The 18,338-nt window shown below is 44.1% G+C and carries 15 protein-coding genes; 3 read left to right on the top strand and 12 right to left on the bottom strand.

The window, feature by feature from the left end; genetic code table 11:
* The first annotated feature begins 74 nt into the window (after positions 1-74).
* Positions 75-380, top strand: coding sequence for a YppG family protein (locus COP04_RS07905; protein ID WP_100487468.1), 306 nt, complete (start codon positions 75-77; stop codon positions 378-380).
* 104 nt (positions 381-484) lie between these two features.
* Here the strand turns inward: COP04_RS07905 and COP04_RS07900 are convergent, their stop codons facing one another.
* Positions 485-1,135: a hypothetical protein gene (locus COP04_RS07900; RefSeq protein ID WP_100487467.1), complete on the bottom strand. Its 651-nt coding sequence runs from the start codon at positions 1,133-1,135 to the stop codon at positions 485-487.
* Between the two features lie 98 nt (positions 1,136-1,233).
* Complete coding sequence (locus COP04_RS07895; protein WP_100487466.1) at positions 1,234-1,557, bottom strand: metal-sulfur cluster assembly factor; 324 nt, start codon at positions 1,555-1,557, stop codon at positions 1,234-1,236.
* Between the two features lie 210 nt (positions 1,558-1,767).
* Between COP04_RS07895 and COP04_RS07890 the strand changes: the two genes are divergently transcribed.
* Positions 1,768-2,871, top strand: coding sequence for an ABC transporter ATP-binding protein (locus tag COP04_RS07890; protein ID WP_100487465.1), 1,104 nt, complete (start codon positions 1,768-1,770; stop codon positions 2,869-2,871).
* Between the two features lie 58 nt (positions 2,872-2,929).
* On the opposite strand, the gene COP04_RS07885 is transcribed toward COP04_RS07890, so the two are convergent.
* From COP04_RS07885 to COP04_RS07840, 10 genes are all read right to left on the bottom strand, one after another.
* On the bottom strand, positions 2,930-3,814 hold the full coding sequence (locus COP04_RS07885) for a helix-turn-helix domain-containing protein (protein WP_239984806.1): 885 nt from the start codon (positions 3,812-3,814) through the stop codon (positions 2,930-2,932).
* A 322-nt stretch (positions 3,815-4,136) separates the two neighbouring features.
* Positions 4,137-4,796 carry a beta-phosphoglucomutase gene (gene pgmB, locus COP04_RS07880; protein ID WP_100487464.1) on the bottom strand — a complete coding sequence of 220 codons (660 nt, stop codon included), beginning with the start codon at positions 4,794-4,796 and terminating at the stop codon, positions 4,137-4,139.
* A complete protein-coding gene (locus COP04_RS07875) occupies positions 4,793-7,096 on the bottom strand; it encodes a glycoside hydrolase family 65 protein (RefSeq protein ID WP_100487463.1) in 2,304 nt (767 codons plus the stop codon). Before COP04_RS07875 ends, pgmB begins: the two co-directional genes overlap by 4 nt.
* A gap of 7 nt (positions 7,097-7,103) precedes the next feature.
* On the bottom strand, positions 7,104-7,985 hold the full coding sequence (locus COP04_RS07870; protein ID WP_100487462.1) for a DUF1189 domain-containing protein: 882 nt from the start codon (positions 7,983-7,985) through the stop codon (positions 7,104-7,106).
* 83 nt (positions 7,986-8,068) lie between these two features.
* Complete coding sequence (locus COP04_RS07865) at positions 8,069-8,920, bottom strand: sugar ABC transporter permease (protein ID WP_100487461.1); 852 nt, start codon at positions 8,918-8,920, stop codon at positions 8,069-8,071.
* 1 nt (position 8,921) lies between these two features.
* The gene (locus COP04_RS07860) at positions 8,922-10,226 is read right to left on the bottom strand and encodes a carbohydrate ABC transporter permease (RefSeq protein WP_100487460.1); all 1,305 of its coding nucleotides are present in this window, start codon (positions 10,224-10,226) and stop codon (positions 8,922-8,924) included.
* A 31-nt stretch (positions 10,227-10,257) separates the two neighbouring features.
* The gene (locus tag COP04_RS07855; RefSeq protein WP_100487459.1) at positions 10,258-11,526 is read right to left on the bottom strand and encodes an extracellular solute-binding protein; all 1,269 of its coding nucleotides are present in this window, start codon (positions 11,524-11,526) and stop codon (positions 10,258-10,260) included.
* Between the two features lie 106 nt (positions 11,527-11,632).
* Positions 11,633-13,429: a glycoside hydrolase family 13 protein gene (locus tag COP04_RS07850; RefSeq protein ID WP_100489593.1), complete on the bottom strand. Its 1,797-nt coding sequence runs from the start codon at positions 13,427-13,429 to the stop codon at positions 11,633-11,635.
* 18 nt (positions 13,430-13,447) lie between these two features.
* Entirely contained in the window at positions 13,448-15,139 is a 1,692-nt protein-coding gene (locus tag COP04_RS07845; RefSeq protein WP_100487458.1) for a glycoside hydrolase family 13 protein, read from the bottom strand.
* Between the two features lie 140 nt (positions 15,140-15,279).
* Positions 15,280-16,233 (bottom strand): LacI family DNA-binding transcriptional regulator, encoded by a 954-nt coding sequence (locus tag COP04_RS07840; RefSeq protein ID WP_100487457.1) that lies wholly within the window; start codon positions 16,231-16,233, stop codon positions 15,280-15,282.
* Between the two features lie 319 nt (positions 16,234-16,552).
* Between COP04_RS07840 and COP04_RS07835 the strand changes: the two genes are divergently transcribed.
* Positions 16,553-17,908: an MATE family efflux transporter gene (locus COP04_RS07835; protein WP_100487456.1), complete on the top strand. Its 1,356-nt coding sequence runs from the start codon at positions 16,553-16,555 to the stop codon at positions 17,906-17,908.
* Positions 17,909-18,338 lie beyond the last annotated feature (430 nt).

Genomic DNA, 18,338 nt, shown 5'->3' with positions numbered 1-18,338 from the left:
CCGTGCATAGTATAAAATATATCAATCCCAGACACCTATTCACAATGAAAGCATTCAAGAGGGAGGGGAAAAATATGGCACAGCCCGGACAAAATCCGAGAGACAGTATCTATGATCCTTTTACGTATATGATGTTTGGCCAGCAAAGGCCGCCCGCTGCTCCGCCACAAGCATTTTATCAGAACAGCCCCCAGCAGGCAAGCGGTATGCAAGGCCCCAAACCCCAGTCTTCATTTCTGAAACCTTTTATGGATCAGAATGGACATATGGATGTTGGAAAGATGATGAATGGAGCGACTCATCTGGTCTCAGTCCTTAATCAGACGGCACCGGCAATCAAGCAGCTGTCTCCTCTGCTCAAGTTTTTCAAAAGACCATAACCTGAGCGATCAGGCAATAAAATCTATAAATCATCCGGGACAAACATCCCGGATTTTTTCTTCATTAAATGAATGACAGACTTTCTGTTCTGCCTAGGAACGGATTACAGCCAACTGAATTTCTCGTGCATGAGATGGCTTAATTTTTGATTGCATTTGTCCCCGGGCTGCGCATCAGCGTAAAAATTGAAAATCTCTAACCCTTCGAAGGGTGCAGTAGCCAGTTCTGCCATCAGGACTGCCTCCCTTGCCCTTCTTGCCTTCAACCGGGAAATGTCCGTGCGAAAAATAGCTGCCCTAATCCCTGGCCTTTTCACACACTTACTGGAAAAGCAGTGTTCCGTTTCAAGGGCCATTTTCCCAACTTCAGTTTCGGGACAAACGGCTGCAGTCTCAGGAAAGCGGCCGGAACCGGCTCCGTAAATCTCAAGCGTCGACAAGAGCACAGCCAGCCGTGCGGAAGCCCATGCCGCAGAATTTGAAAGACGGCTCAATTTACTCTTCATCTGCTGTTTCTCTGAATCCCTCGCCCGAAATGTGTCAACGAGAAAAAAGGCTTCGCAGGACACTGATGCAGCACCCGTCTGAAAAAGAGCGTTTCTGCCAAGAAATAAACGACGCTCCTCCTCTTTCGCTTTTTCAGCTAAATTCAGTGCTGAACTCAAGGTTATGACGGTGTTGCCCCTTTCCATCAAGGCTTCCGAAAGAGAAAAACCGTAAGCGGACAGGCCGCCGAAAACAATGATCCGATTCATTTGACCGAACCTCCCGGCTTTTGGGTGCTACTGCCAGTCTATGCATCGATCAAAGCATCGATCACAAAAAGAAGTGCCCCTGTAGCAGAGACACTTCTTCAATCCGATAACCCGAGAGCGATCCTCGCATATCTGGACATGCGTTCCTTCGTCCACGGCGGATCCCATACAAAATTGACTTCGGTTTCATGAATCTCTTCAATCTCACTTAGTACGCGCTTCACTTCGTAGGACAGAGAGGCGGACAGCGGACAGCCCATAAATGTTAGCGTCATTGTAACCAGAACATTATTTTCTTCATCTATATCAACGCCGTAAACCAGACCCAGATTTACAATATCTATGCCAAGCTCCGGATCAATCACATCTTCAAGAGCTTCAAGCACACGGTCCTTCAATTCCTCTGATTCCTGTTCAGCCATCAAGATTCCCTCCTTCCTTCATCTTGAATAGCTTAAGTATACCCGATAATTTTTTATTTTTCATCTTGCAGGATTTTCCCTCATACCTGTCACACTTTGATTATAGCAAAATGCACAAGAAACAGGACTAAAGATTAAGCACTCTGCCGTTCAATAAAGAAAGCGGTTACATTATGATGAAATTATCAAATTAAAGGAAGTGAACGATCCATGTCAGAATTATCATTAAAACATATGTATAAAATTTACGATAATAATGTAACCGCTGTTACAGATTTTAACTTGGACATCGACGATAAGGAATTCATTGTTTTTGTAGGGCCTTCCGGGTGCGGCAAATCGACGACTTTGCGCATGATTGCAGGACTGGAAGAGATTTCAAAAGGCGAGCTTTTCATCGATGGCAAAAAGGTGAATGACGTTGCCCCGAAAGACCGCGACATTGCTATGGTTTTTCAGAACTATGCCCTTTATCCGCATATGACTGTCTTTGACAACATGGCCTTTGGTCTGAAACTGCGCAAATTTCCAAAAGCCGAGATCAGGAAACGGGTGGAACATGCGGCAGAAATTTTAGGGATCAAGGATTATCTCGACAGAAAACCGAAAGCGCTGTCAGGCGGTCAAAGGCAGCGGGTGGCACTCGGACGCGCAATTGTCCGCGATGCAAAGGTATTTCTGATGGATGAGCCGCTGTCCAATCTGGATGCAAAGCTGCGTGTCCAGATGCGGTCGGAAATCGGCAAACTGCATCAAAATCTCAAGGCGACCATGATTTATGTCACTCACGATCAGACTGAAGCGATGACAATGGCCACGCGTATTGTCATCATGAAAGACGGAGTCATTCAGCAGGTCGGCTCACCAAAGGATGTCTATGATCATCCGAAAAATCTGTTTGTCGGCGGGTTTATCGGTTCACCGCCAATGAACTTCTTTCATGGAAAACTTGAAGGGAATCATTTTAAAGGTGATGATATCGACCTGGAAATACCTGAAGGCAAACTAAAGGTTCTCCGCAGCAAAAACTTTGTTGACCGGCCCGTCATCATGGGTATCCGTCCTGAGGACATTCATGATGAGCAGGTCGTCATCGAGTCCAGTCCCGAAAGTGTAATTCACGCAAAGATTGTCATTGCGGAACTGACTGGTGCAGAATTTATGCTTCACTCTCAGGTTGGTAGCCATCAGTTTATTGCCCGTGTCGATGCCCGAACACAGTATCATGCGCAGGATCAGGCTGATTTCGCCTTTAATGTCAGCAAGACTCATTTTTTTGATCCTGATACCGAAGAATCTTTAACAGCCGAATAAATGATCAGGAACTTAGAGATTTCTGTTCCGCCAAAAGCGGATCAGAGCTCTTTTTTATTTACAGCATGGACAGATAAGCAATTGTAAGGCCGTCCATCCTTTTCAAGGAGATGCCGGTCATTTCAAAAAATTTGTCGATACGGTTCTGGAGTGTGTTCCGGTGCATGAAGAGCTGTTTTGCCGCCATACTGACGTTGCCCTGATTTTCCCATATGGCACGTATGATGAGTACCCAGCTTTTATCCTTGGCAATCATGGACCTTATTTCACCCAGGATTGCCCATTCACCGACTAATGGCCTGAGAAGCGAGAAAAACCGATGTTCAACGCCTGTCACTTCCTGAGCTCCCTTATGGGAAAGATGCTGGCGAAAGAGTCTGCCTTCCTCCAGGTAAGCTTTTCTGATCAGAGGTGACAGCGGATAGCGAAGGCCGATTTGAAAATAAGTTTTAACTGAAAAATCATTTTCAAGTGTGTTGGCGATCGCACGAAGCATTTCCTCCTCCATCAATTTTTCTTCTTCAATAACCAGTCCGTCTCTCGAAGAAAGATAAATAAAGGATACCGTTTTTTCAAAAAAAGCTGCAAGTGCTGAACGCCACTCGATTAAATCACTTCCGGAAAGTGCATCAGCCATTTCGAACTGAATGATTCTGATTTTGCTTTTCGGGCTCTCATTTTCCACAGGCCTTCCTTTGACCAATACGTTAAACCAAAATTCAGACTTTCTTGAAAAACGCGGTGGAATCTCTTCTCTCAGCACGATTTTCAGCAGCTGGCGCTCCTGATCTGAAAGCTTAGAGGAAGGGATTCCGATATAATAGGGATCCTGGTAAAAATAAAGCATATGTTCAGCGGGATGAAAGGGGGTTTGCTCCACAACCGTCCCTGAGTAGCGCTGCATCAGTTCCTTGACATTCACATTATGCACTTCCTCTGGCATACTGCATCTTTCTTTGCTTCAATTATAAATGAAAAAGCACTCCGGTTCATTCATATATTTGCAGAAGACGCCAGCAAATATAAAAACATCTCCAGAGTACCTTTTAATTACTGCACATTTCTTCCATTTATCCCATGATTCACTCATTCAAAAGCCACCGCGCCTTCCGGAGCTCAAGAAAAAGAAGATGCTCATTATCCACAGATAAAAAAAACTTGGCAAAGCCAAGCCTCAGGCGCAGGCTGAGCCTTAGTTGCGCTTATACTATAACCTGCTAAAATTTTATTTCTTCTTAGTAGTATAAAAAAGTACATCATATTTTCTAGATCTTTTTTTTGAAATGTTTCTTTAAACCGGAAAGCGTCAAAGCTTCGGTAGAATTGATCCGCCAGTCTGCGTGTACCTCATCAGGCACACCGACCCCGACAGAAAAAAGCCCCGCCTCATTAATGGACTGAATCCCGGCAACAGCATCCTCAATTCCGGCACAATTGTAAGGCTGAAGATTAAGCTGTGCTGTCGCAGTCGCAAAAATTTCAGGATCCGGCTTTCCTTTCTTTAATTTCGCCGGATCCACAATCGTGTCAAAAAAATGAGTGATTTTCAATGCGTCAAGAATAAAGGGGCCATTCTTGCTTGCAGAGGCTAAGCCAATCTTGATCCCCGCTTCTTTCAGTTCGCTCAAAAACTTTTGAATACCCGGAAGCACATCATCGGGTGTCATAGACGCAATTAATTTTCTATAATCTTCATTCTTGCATTCAGCCAAACGGTTCTTCTCCTCGTTTGAGAAGTCAGTGGTCCGTCCGCCGAACTTCAGAATACGTTCCAGAGAGTCCATCCTGCTAATGCCTTTCAGCTGTTCGTTAAAGGTTTCATCAATCTGAATGCCGATCGCTGATGCGAGAGTTTTCCATGCTTGGAAGTGATATTTAGCCGTATCGGTAATAACACCGTCCAGATCAAATATGACGGCTTTCATTTTTTATCCACCTCTTCGCCATCGACCAACCTGTATGCAAAACGCCGTTCAAGTGTAATCGGCTGATCAAACAGCTTCATTTTCAGTGAATGCCCTGACAATAGAGTCAATACAACTTTCTCATGATCAACACTTACTTCAATCAGCCGTCCCCGATAATTAACTTTGAATGAGTAGGCTTCCCAGTCCTTAGGCAAATAGGGTGCAAAGGAAAGTGTTTCTTTAAAAGTCCTCATTCCAGCAAATCCTTGAACGATCGCCAGCCAGCTGCCTGTCATCGAAGTAATATGCAGTCCGTCTTTTGTATCATTATTATAATTATCAAGATCAAGCCTTGCCGTTCTTTTGTACAGTTCAAGGGCTTTATCTTTTTTTCTCAGTTCAGAAGCCAGAATTGAATGAACCGAAGGAGAAAGGCTGGATTCATGTACAGTCAATGGTTCATAAAATTCAAAGTTTCGTTTTTTTTCTTCGAAGGAAAACTGGTCATTCAAAAAATAGATACCTTGAAGCACATCTGCCTGCTTGATAAAACAAGAACGTAAAATTTTATCCCAGGACCAGTGCTGGTTAATCGGCCGTTCATTCGCCGGGATTTCGGAAGCAGGATGAATTGCCTTATCCAAAAAGGTATCATGCTGGACAAAAATACCCAGCTTTTCTTCGTACGGAAAATACATCCCGTCAACGATGTCCTGCCAATGGTCGATTTCAGTTTGCGACAGATCCAGCGCCCGACATTTATCACTGCTGACAAGCGCCATAATACTGATCGTATAACTCAGTGTCCAGGCAGCCATCGTGTTCGTATACCAGTTGTTATTGACGTTGTTTTCATATTCATTGGGCCCCGTCACGCCGTGAATCATATACTTCTGTTTCCGTTTTGAAAAATGAACACGATCTGCCCAAAACCGGCTGATGCCAACCAGCACATCAATCCCGTATTGATTGATATAGGATTGATCACCGGTATAATTGACATAATTGTAAATGGCATAAGCCATCGCACCATTGCGATGAATCTCTTCAAACGTGATCTCCCACTCATTATGGCATTCAACCCCCGTAAAAGTGACCATGGGATACAGCGCACCCTTAAGTCCCTGCTCGCGGGCATTGAAATAGGCGCCATCCAGCTGATGATAACGATAGAGGAGCAGCTGCTTTGTGACGATTGGATCCGCTACTGCCAAATACATAGGGACGGCATAGGCCTCCGTATCCCAATAAGTTGCTCCGCCATATTTTTCACCGGTAAACCCCTTAGGTCCAATGTTCAGCCGCGCGTCTTCTCCATAATAGGTTGAAAAAAGCTGGAACAGATTGAAACGGATACCCTGCTGTGCTTCATCGTCACCCTCGATCGCGATATCAGCCTTATTCCAGCGTCTTTGCCATGCTCCGGCATGCTCTTTTTTTAATTCGTCAAAACCGCTGGTCAGCGCCTGATCCAGCAGTTCATTCGCTTTTTCAGCCAGCTGGCCTGAATCATAATCTCTGCTCGTGGTTACCGCAATCAGTTTGTCGAGTGTGACGGATTTTTCTGCTTCGACAAAGAAATCACAGGACTGGGCCACATATAACTTTTTTTGATCTGCGGAGATAGAGAGGCTTTGTCCGGACTGGACCCCCATCGAGGCGGAAATGGCGAAAACAGGCGTCCCAAATGCATTGTCAATCGTTCGGACGGTCAGGCCGGAACGCTGTTTGTCAGAATATTTTCCGACTTCAGTCCAGAACATTTCCTCATAATTGGCATCTTCATTGCGCACGTCACCATCAAGGAAGGGAATCATCCGCACAGCCGTATCCCCCGAAATTCCCGTGACCCGGAAACGGATCGCACAGATCTCTTTATTGACAATGCTCAGAAAACGTTCGACGTCAATTCCGACCTTCTTGCCATTTTTATCAGCGGTATACGAATGTTTCAATATCCCGGTGCGCATATTCAGCTCAAGATAAAAGTCTTCAATCTTATCTTTAAATAAATCGACTTCTTCCCCGTCCAGAAAAAGCTTTATTCCGATAATATTCATGGCATTAATCACTTTTCCAAAATATTTCGGATAACCGTTTTTCCACCAACCGACCCGTGTTTTATCCGGATACCAGATACCGGCGATGTAGGTCCCCTGATGGTGGTCGCCGGAATACGTTTCCTCAAAATTACCACGCATACCCATGTAGCCGTTACTTAGAGAAGCCAGGCTCTCCTGCAGCCTCATTTTTTCCCTGTGAAGCTCGTGGGTTTCCAGCTTCCATGGTTCAACTTTGAATAGTCGCGTTTGTGCCATTTATTTCTCATCTCCTACTGCCCGCAAGTGCCATTTTTTTATTTCTCACGTCCCGTTCATCCTGAAAGCGTGTTTTCCAGAATACGAATGCAATCATTAAAACGAGACCAAATGATTGGATCATCATCATTGTCCCAAAATTAAAAGCGATCAGCGAAACAATCAGTGCTGCTATTGAAGGAAGGCCGGCAGACATCATAATAATTGACGCGCTCTCCCTGAAAGAATGGATATCCGACATTTTCGACCGCTTTGTCAGCCATAAAATAAAAGTCATGGTACCCATCAGAAGCATGCTGGAGATGAGCAGACCGGCAAAACTAAGCAATGAAATAGCCCCAAAGAAATCCGCCTTATATTGTCTGACCCAGAGCTGACCAATCTGATTACCCATGTTGATCTTTCCGCCGTCAAACAGGAAGTTTGTTTCTTTCGGATAAAGAACAGTAAAACCAAATCCGTTTTGATCGCTGATGATCAGTTGTTTTTTTTGAAAGACAAGTGCATTGTCAAAGTGACGTATCGACCGGTGATACGTCGAACCGGATACTCTCCATTTGTTTCCGGGGTCAATTGCCAGCAGATTTCTACCGTTTTCCTGCTGGTAAGAAGTACCATGCAAAATCCCATCGGCTATAGAACAATGCTGCAATTGTGCTGTAAAATCCTGATTCATCATTTTACTCATAGAAGGTGCCAGAATTGAAACTGGTATTGTTTTTATCGTATAAAGTTGCAAAGTGAGCGGCATCATGAGACATGCACTGATGAAAACAAACAGGAAAGCCAGTTTCCACCAATTAAAAGCATTCCTTTGGACGAAGATTTGTTTCGGTTTGAACATATTGGCAAAATAATTGATTGGAAAACGATTTGTTCCTGAGTTCATCAATGTCACATCCCATATTTAAAACTATATCACTCATTGAACGGCCAGCCTTAATTTGACAGCGTGGGCCAGAACATTTGCCTTTAACCTTTTGTACCGCCAGCTGTGAGCCCGCTTTGGAAAAAACGCTGCAGGAAAAAAAACAGGATCACAATCGGTACCGATATTAAGAAAGATCCGGCGGCAAACAATGATACATTTTGACTGGTTGGGTTCGAGATAAACTGTTGCAGACCGACTGCAACAGTCAGGTTCGATGGTGTGCGCAGCAGGAACGCAGCCAGCAGGAAATCTCCAAACGGTCCCATGAAAGCCCACAGCGCCTGAACGGCGATCATCGGCATAGCAAGCGGCAGATTGATCTGGCAAAGAATACGCAGATGCCCGGCACCGTCAATTCTTGCCGATTCATCCAGATCACGGGGGATGGTGTCAAAATAACCTTTCATCAGCCATGTATTCATTGGGATTCCCCCACCGACATAGATCAAAGTCAAATACCAATATTGATCCAGCCCATTGATGATTAATCCAAGAACAAAGAACGCCGTTAAAGCGGCCATCGTCGGAACCATCTGAATAATGAGGAAGAAGATCAGGCCGTTTTTGCGTCCTTTGAACCGATAGCGGCTATATGTGTAACCTGCGAGCGTAACAATGATCACTTGAAGAATCATCGTAAAAATTGCGATGATCATTGTATTTTTAAACCAGGTCAGATAAAGTGTCTGAGTGAAAAGCTGATTAAAATTAGCCAAAGTCCAGTGTATGTGCCAATCCAACGTAAACGCGGCAAGACTGGTAGCATTAAACGCGGATTCCGCTGTAATCAATAACGGATACAAAATAATAATGCTGAGAAGAATTAGAAACAAATAAGTAAAGAACCGGCTGAAAAGCTTGTTTACTCTCTGGCTTCTGACATGTCTTCTCATCTCACATCATCCCCTCATTACCGAAAGCGTTTGTTTTCTTGAATGCCAGTAGTGAGACGCCAATCACGATGATAGATATAACAATGGTTACTGCCGAAGCCAGTGAGTATTCCGGAGATGTGCCTGTTGTCAGCTTATAAATCCAGGAAATTAGTATATCAGTGGATCCTGCTCCGCCACCAACATCCCCGGGCCCTCCGGAATTGAACAAATAGATGATCGAAAAATTGTTAAAATTAAACGTGTACTGCGTAATGAAAACCGGTGCTGTGGCAAACAAAATCATCGGCAGCGTAATTCTAGTAAACTTCTGCAGGAAGTTTGCGCCATCCATATCCGCCGCTTCATACAAATCATGAGGTATGGACTGCAGGACTCCTGTAACCATCACAAAAATATACGGGAAACCAAGCCATGTCTGAATCATAATCAGTGCGGTTTTCGTCCAGAACGGATCGGTTTTCCATGGGATTTCCTGAAAATGAAGGAGTGGAATATAATTTAGAAAAGCTAGGACTTGCTGGTTTATCGCACCGATACTGTCATTAAAAATATTGGAAAAGCTCATGATCGTAACAAATGCCGGAACGGCCCAGGGCAGCAGAAAGATAATACGGAAAATCCTTTTTCCAACAATGAAGTCTTGATTGGAAACAACAGCCGTAATAATACCCAGCACGATCTGGCAAGTTGTTGCCATGATGGTCCAGATAATAGTCCAGCCAAGCACTGTCACAAAAGTCGACCGATAGGAACTTAAAAAAAACATATTGAAAAAGTTTTGTAATCCGACCCAGTTAATCAGCCTAGCCGGAGGAATATGGTAAAAATCATAGTTTGTGAAAGCCATAAACAGTGTGACCAGTACCGGAAAAACAATGACAAAGATCATAATAATATAAGCCGGAAAGGTTAACAGATAAGGGAATCCTTTATCCCAGACATTTTTCAGCATTGAAGGAATACTTGTATTCACCGTTTTTGAAGCATTCCAAAGCTTAGCCACCTGTCTGGCATCACTGATGCTAAACAGCATAAGCATAAAAAATATGAATGTAACAATGATCTGCAGGGTTCCTTCTACCATTAAGAAAAGGGAATGATCCCGGATTGGAACCGTTCCCAGTGTAATAAAACCTTGAAAAGCAGGTATCCCGACGGTCACAAGCTCAAGAAGGAAAGCAATCGTGAGCAGGAGAAACAAGATCCCCTTCAGTAATTGCCCATTATAGAGCTGCCCAAGACCGGGAATGAGGGACAACAATCCTGCTTTTCTGACACTTTTCTTATTCTGCTTATCTTTCATGTTGTTCCCCTCATTTCATTCTGACCGAATATTATTTACCGTTGTATTTTTGAGCAATTGTTTGGTGGAGCGTTGATACTGCATCGTCAAGCGTCTGTTTCGGTGTCTTCTTTCCCGAGGCTGCATTGAACATCGCCGGTTCCATTGTTGTCCATACCTCTGCCATTTCCGGAATGGAAGGCATAGGTATGGAAGAGTCATATTGTTTAATGACAGCTTTTGCAAGCAAATCATTCGAATTTTCCACTCGAGCCTGTGCCTGCGGATTAATCGGAATTTCATTGGAATCTTGATAGAATTTATAAGAATTTGCAGCATTGGTCACATAAGACAGCCATTTTTTTGCCAAGCCCGGATTTTTTGTATAAGCGGATGCCACCCAAGCTTTACCGCCTGCAAATGGTGCGTACTCTTTACCGTTTGGAAGTGTAGGGATCTTGGCAACGCCATAATTAATCTTGGACTGCTTATAAACTGCAGCCTGCCATGGTCCGTCAATGACCGCCCCTGCCTTGTCCTTTACAAATTCATTCGTCACAAAATTTCCTGAAGCTTTAACATCCTGCATGCCTTTAGGCCAAATGTCTTTGAACCAATGGGTTGCGTACGTCACCGCACTAATTGAGCCTGCATTGTTCAGCCCGATATCCTTAGAGTTTGTATTGTTATTACCAAACACATAGCCGCCGTATCCCGCATACAGACCAAATGCATAGTAAAAATCTGTCCACTTAACCAGAAATCCGGTATTTTTTCCAGGTTCTGTATTGAACGCAAATCGTTTATCCTTCGCAAGAGCTTCCAGATCTTTGAAAGTCGCCGGTGCTTTTTTTACCAGATCTTTGTTGTAAAAGAGAACAAGCGCTTCAACAGTCAGGGGAACACCGTAATACTTTTTGCCGACCTTCACCTGCTGCTGGCCTTTCTGATTCAGGAAGTTCAGCATGCTTTTATCGACCTCAAGCAGCTGACCCTGCTGGCCCAGCGCCCCGACCCGGTCATAAGGAGCGAGCATAACATCCGGCGCTTTACCGGCGGGGCCGTCGAGGGTCAGTGCAGTCAGCTGATCAAACATCGGTTTCTTAACAACTTTTACAGTCGCGTTATTCGCTTTTTCAAACGCGCCTTTGACGCTGTTTACGAAATTGGCATACGCAGCATTGGAAGAATCAACAGAAACCGTCAGTACTTGTTTTCCGGTCGTACTGCCGCTGGAGTTTCCGCTGGAACCGCAGGCTGCAAGTGTCATCACTAATCCGAATACAACTAATGCCGAAATCGCTTTTCTTAATCGTCTCATTGTCTAGCCTCCCCTTTTATGCTTACAAACGTATTATAAGATCGTTTTGAAAACGTTTTCAATTATTTTTGTGATGTTATCGCTAACACAATTTCAGCCTGTTATATTACATCTCTGTTTCCAATATCGTAAACTGCTGTGCGGGTACAGGAACAGTGCCTGACGCAAATTCTTCCCCGTTCCAGGCGTTGACCATAGTGAGCCTGTAATCGCTCAGAATAACGTTTTGATTCTCCGAACCGTGATTAAAGATAAAAATCAGTGCATGGCCGTTATACTTTTTGCGAAAGCATAGAAGATTCTTCTGATCATTGACAATCAGCCAGTCAAGTGTTCCATAAATCATGACGGTTTGAAACTTTTTCCTCAAGCTGATCAGCTTTTTTGTGAACGCGAGCATATCCGCGTCCTGCTTGTCCTCATCCCAGATCATACATTTGCGGCATAGCGGATCGTTCCCGCCGGCCATGCCGATTTCGGTGCCATAATAAATACACGGTGAGCCTGTCTGAGCGAACAGAAATGCCAGAGCCTGTTTTACTTTCTGTTTGTCACCCTTAGCTTTCGTCAGGATCCGGGCGGTATCATGACTGTCAAGCAAATTGAAAGATACTTCGTTAGCCTGTTGCATGTACTTCATAAAATGCTCATTGACCGTGCTGACTGTCTGAGCAGCCGTTATTTTATCTTCAATGAAAAAGTCAATAATGGATTGTGTGAGCGGATAATTCATGACACTATGAAACTCGTCGCCCTGCAGCCAGTTCCATGCATTATGCCAGATTTCTCCGACAATGTAGCAATCGCTTTTTGCGGCAATCACCGCCTGATGAAATTTCTTCCAGAATGCGTGATCCACTTCATTGGCAACGTCAAGACGCCAGCCGTCAATATCAAATGTCCTGATCCAGTATGTTGCGATATCCAGGAGATAATTTTGAACTTCCGGATTTGCCGTATTCAACTTCGGCATTTTTGGCGTGAAGGCAAATGTATCAAACGACAGCGTTGTTTTCCCTTCAAAGTTTCCGTTTTCGCTTTCTCTGACAGGGAAGGAACGAATATGGAACCAATCTCTGTATCTTGAATTTTCTTCATTTTTCACGACATCCCGCCACTGTTCCGATGTGCTGCCAATATGGTTAAAAACAGCATCCAGCATGATCCGGATGCCTCTTTTATGCGCCTCCTGCACAAGCCTCCGGAACGTCTCTTTGTCGCCAAAATGCGGATCGATTGAAAAATAGTCTAAAGTGTCATATTTATGGTTGGTTGGCGCGGCAAAAATCGGGTTCAGGTAAATGCCACCGATTCCCAGATTCTGAAGATAGTCGAGATGATCGATAATCCCCTGAAGATCCCCGCCAAAAAAATCTTCTCTTCCAGGATCTTTGCTGCCCCAAGGCAGTACATTTTCCGGTGAGAGAGACGGATTGCCGTTCGCAAAACGCTCAGGAAAAATCTGATACCAGACGGTGGACTTTACCCAGTCAGGCGCTTTAAATCGGTCAGTTTCGTGAATAAAAGGAAATTTGAAAAAATTATCCGGTTGAGTCTCTGCCTGCCTATCGGCCGACAAGAATCCGCGATCGCCGTAAAATGCGGTGTCGCCGTCATTCCCCGTCAATATAAAACCGTATTGCAGTCGGTGAAAAGGTGGCTTGATTGCTGCAAACCAGTAATCGTGCAGGTCCGTCTGGACTATTTTTTCCATTTCCGTTTTGGTACTGATCCATTCATACTTGCCGTTTGTATCCTGAACGGCTTCAAAAGGATCCCCATAGATCATTGAAACACAGCGAACATCATTCTTTTTAGTCCGGATTTTAATGTGCAGCGTATCGTTGTCGTACGGGTAAGCATAAACACTGCACGGTTGATGATACACGGCTGATTTTTCCATCTGGCATTCCTCCAGCATCTAAATCTCTTTTTTCAAAACATAGCAACCATAGGGTACGAGTGTCATGTCCTCGCCCGAGAAGTCGCAATTTCCACTGTTACTCAGGAGGCACGTCCATGAGGACAGACCCGGATAATGGAAATCCTGTGATTGATTCGTCAGATTGCAGATGACCAGGGCCGCATCTTCGTTGTATTCACGTCGATAAGTATAGAGAGCATCGTTGTCCGTATCGAGAAGCTGGCAGGAACCTTCTGTAAAAACCACTTCCCTGTTCCGGATTCTGAATAATGCCCGGTAGTAATTCAGGACTGATTCTGTATTGCCTTCCTGCATGGCAACATTAACGGTCCGATAGTCATCATTTATGCCCAGCCATGGTTTGGCCTCAGAAAAACCGCCATAAGCTGCATCATTCCATTGCATGGCACCACGCGACGTGTTTTTTGAACGTGCCTGAACCATTTTCAGGATCTCAGCGTTGCTGTAACCAAGTTTCTGTGCCTGTTCCGTAAATGCCGCCAGACCGGGTTCATCATAGTCACGGATATGTTGCATTTTCAGATTAATCATACCAATCTCTTCGCCTTGTAAAATGAAAGGCATCCCCCACTGCAAATACATGAGCGTCGCCAGCATTTTAGCGCTTTCCCACCGATATTTTCCTTCATTGCCGAACCGCGACAGAAGACGGGGCATATCGTGATTGTTCCAGTAAAGTGCGCTCCACCCCTTTCCGAACAACTGACGCTGCCACTCTTCCATGGTTTTTTTGAAAGTTCGGAAATTCAGTTTTTCTTTCTGCCATCCCCTTGGAAGTCTCGGATCTTCATCAACAACTTCGGTATCCAGATGCCTGAATGTGATGATACAATCGCATTCTTCCCGCCCAGGATCTGAATACTTTTCCGCCAATGCCACATCTGCCGAAGCTGCTTCACCCACGAGCAGGAAATCGGTGTGGCCAGATTTCAGGACACGGTTAAATTCATGAATAAAATCATGTACACGCGGCAGATTCGCGTAGCATGGTTCAGCAATGGCAAAGCCTTCCGCTGTGTCACCGTTTTCAAAATCATGAAACCTCATATCCTTCGCAAGATGGATAATAGCATCCAGTCGAAATCCGTCGATGCCTTTGTCTCTCCAGAACTTGGCCATCGCATAGATTTGTCTTCGGACTTCAGGATGCTCCCAATTAAGATCAGGCATTTTTTTATCAAACAAATGAAAATAGTACTGATCAGTCCCCGGATCATAAGTCCACACGCTCCCTCCGAAGAAGGAAGCCCAATTGTTTGGTTCTTTCCCCCCGTGCCCGTCACGCCAGATGTAGAAATTCCTGTACGGATTATTCCTGCCTTTTCGTGCTTCCTGAAACCAGTAGTGCTGATCGGACGTATGATTGACGACAAGATCGAGAATGATTCTAAGCCCGCGTTTTTTCGCCTCTGAAATCAGCTTCTCGATATCAGACAGCCTTCCGAATTCAGGGCCAATCGCATAGTAATCACTGACATCATAGCCATTGTCTATCTGCGGTGATTTAAAAATTGGATTGAGCCACAATACATTAGCGCCAAGAGATTTTATATAGTCGAGTTTTTCAATAATTCCGGGAATGTCGCCAACTCCGTCTCCATCGGTATCCATAAAGCTCTTTGGATAGATCTGATAGACAACGGCCCGATGCCACCATAGTGTCGCCATCGTTCCACCTCCCTCCACTTTCTAAAATTAGCACGCACTTCCGAAGATAACAATCACCACCCATGATGTTAGCGTTAACAAAATCATTATGATCGTACAACAAAAGACGCTTCCACTGCCTTTTTGTTTATCTCGAAATTTTACCGTCGCGTTGATTCACGAACAATCAATTCAGGTTGAAAAATATGGCTGCCCAGCCTTCCGCCATCTAAATCAATTTTTTTCAGCAGCATTCTGACGCATTCCTGTCCCATTTCAATGACGGGCTGCCGAACTGTCGTCAGTTTTGGATTGGAAATCCGGTCAAGAAATACACCGTCAAATCCTGTTACGGCAACATCATCCGGAACACGAAGGCCAAGCGACTGTGCTGCGCGTACAACGCCCACTGCCAGCCTGTCGGAGCCACAAACGATTGCTATTTTGCCGGGATCATCCGCCAATTGATTGATCGTTTCTTTTTGCGCCGCATGTGAACTGTTCTTCATAAAGAAAAGATGCGGCTGCAGATGATGATCGTACATCGTTTTTTCATAACCTTTAACTCTTGTATGCATAAAAGGCTCATTGAGATCGATGCCAAAAAAGAGGATTTTTTTCAGCCCAAGATTAATGACATGCTGCGTCGTCAGCCGCATCCCCTTTTCATTATCGACATCAACAAAATCGTACCCTCTGGTGTTCTGTCCAAACAAAACAACCGGCTGCCCCAGCTTGTCGATGATATGCTCATAATCACTTTCACGCATGCCGGTCACAATCACTCCGTCGCAATCACCAACATTGCGTGAATTTCTGGTCACAAGTTGCAGGGCATAATGATGTTTATCCAGCTCTATAGCAATCCCGGATAACAGATTCATATAATAGGGTTCGGTTGTATCCATTTCCTCAAGAATAAGCAGTTTGATTACCTGCGTCCTGTTCTGCACGAGTGCGCGGGCTGCAAAATTCGGCACATAGTTCAGTTCTTTCATTGCTGAATAGACAAGATTTTTTAATTCCTCAGAAACTTTTTCCGGATGATTAATCACTCGGGAGACAGTCATTTTTGAGACAACCGCTTTTTTAGCAACATCTGAAAGCGTAGCCATAAATCATCGCTCCCCTTTGCCTAAATTTGATTGTATTATAACATTCTTTTTTTTAACTGATATCAAACGCGACTGCATTTTCAAAATAACCAAACCGGATTTAAGACGATTCAATTTTGAAACTCAGCTGCACGCAATCATTGTTTTTTAGTTTCCAATGCAGTAAAATGCATAGTGCTGAGCGCCAAATGTAAGCGCTATCCATAAAAACATTCCAATGTCAACCGAGGTGAAAAACCTGTTGCCGGCTGTTGAAAGGTGAATAATCAGACATTTTACGCTAGCTTGTTCGAAATTTCCGGCCCGCTTCAGATCTTCCTTGAAAAATAAGTCTGATTTTTATCAGGAACAAACTCTGTTGAACATCACTTGGCCTATTTTTATTGAAACCAGTCTTCATATTTCAATGGGCATCATCGCGACTTTAATGCTTGGCCGCTACTCAGATTCCGCAGCCGCGGGAGTCGGGGTTGCCAATCAAATTATTAATCTGTTTATTCTCGTTTTCAATATCTCATCGATTGGTGCAACCATCCTGATTGGCCAGAACCTCGGTGCAAAAAAATTGAAACACGCGGAAAAAATTGCCCATTCAGTTTTTTTTATGAATTTCTGGTTTGGGCTTATAGTGTCGTTCATTGTCTTCTTTTTCGGGCGTCATTTTCTGATCCTATTCAATATTCATGGACAAATCTTTCAAGACGGCCTTTTGTTTATCCGGATTTGCGGTGCATCATTGTTTCTTGAATCTCTGTCCCAGGCACTGAGCGCCATTATGCGCAGCCACGGGTTTACGAAAGACGCCATGATTGTAACCGTTATCATGGATATAATCAGTGTGGCCGGAAATATAATTGCAACAAATGGATTATTTGACCTCCCGGTAACCGGTGTTGCCGGTGTCTCCTGGTCTATGTTTCTAGCAAGAGCTTTTGCAGTTTCAGCCTTACTGCTTTTTATTTGGAGAAGACTCCGGTTAAAGTTCAGCCTAAAGGATCTCTACCGTGTTCACGGAAAAGATATCCGCGATCTGCTGTCGATCGGCATTCCTTCAGCAGGAGAAGGACTTTCTTATCAGCTGTCACAATTGATCATCACAGCAATCGTCGTGATGATCGGTACAGCTGCTCTGACCGCACGTGTCTATATTTTGAATATCACGATGCTCTGTTTTCTGTTCACCGTAGCCATTGCTCAAGGAACACAGCTTTTAATCGCGCGCTACATCGGCGGGCAGAAATGGAATCGGGCGTATGACCGCGGTATGAGAACGGTCAAGATCGCCACATGCGTGTCCTCGCTGGCTGCGCTGGCCATCGCCTTCTTCGGTGCCCATATTTTAGGCCTGTTTACTTCCGACTCCGCGATATTGGCAGTTGGTCTTCCGACACTCTGGGTCAATGTTCTTTCCGAGCCAGGAAGAGCGATTAATATTGTTCTGATGGGATCTCTGAAATCGGCCGGCGATGTCCGCTTTCCTGTGATTATCGGTGTCGTCTCCATGTGGACGATTGCTGCAGGACTAAGCTACTTATTCGGGGTCTATTTCGGTCTTGGTCTGATCGGCGTCTGGATGGCCCAGGGTGCAGATGAATGGTTTCGAGCACTTTTCGCCTTGGTACGCTGGCATTCCAGACCTTGGGAACACTTTCACGGTTTTCAGATTCAAGATTAGTTGATCCCGAATTTTGAAAGCTGTCAATTCTTTGAGATACAATACGGCCTTATGATTCGATGGATTCACCCCTAAATATCGATTTCGGCTTCTTCGTTAAAGATGTGGGGAAAAAAGTGACTTTTGTCCTATTTTATCAGAGAATAATTTTTCTACGATCTTTTATCCCCTTTTTCACTATAATTCATCATGAATATGATCAAATGCTCTTAATTGAAAGTTATTACAGGGTAATTTTTCCTATTTTTAATAAGGAATAATTACCCATTTTTTCATTTTTTTGTTCTGAATATTAGAATTTATTTTGCTTAACGCAACGTTTTCATAGGATGTATGATTAATAATGTTTTTAAAAGTTTTATCTACAGTAAATTTTCGAAAAGAAGGTGACTACTTTTTAATCATTATTGAAGACAGAAATAAACAAATC

The sequence above is a fragment of the Sporolactobacillus pectinivorans genome, assembly GCF_002802965.1.
Classification (GTDB): Bacteria; Bacillota; Bacilli; order Bacillales; family Sporolactobacillaceae; genus Sporolactobacillus; species Sporolactobacillus pectinivorans.
Note: the sequence above shows the minus strand (reverse complement) of the source record. Positions and strands in the feature narration are given on the sequence as shown.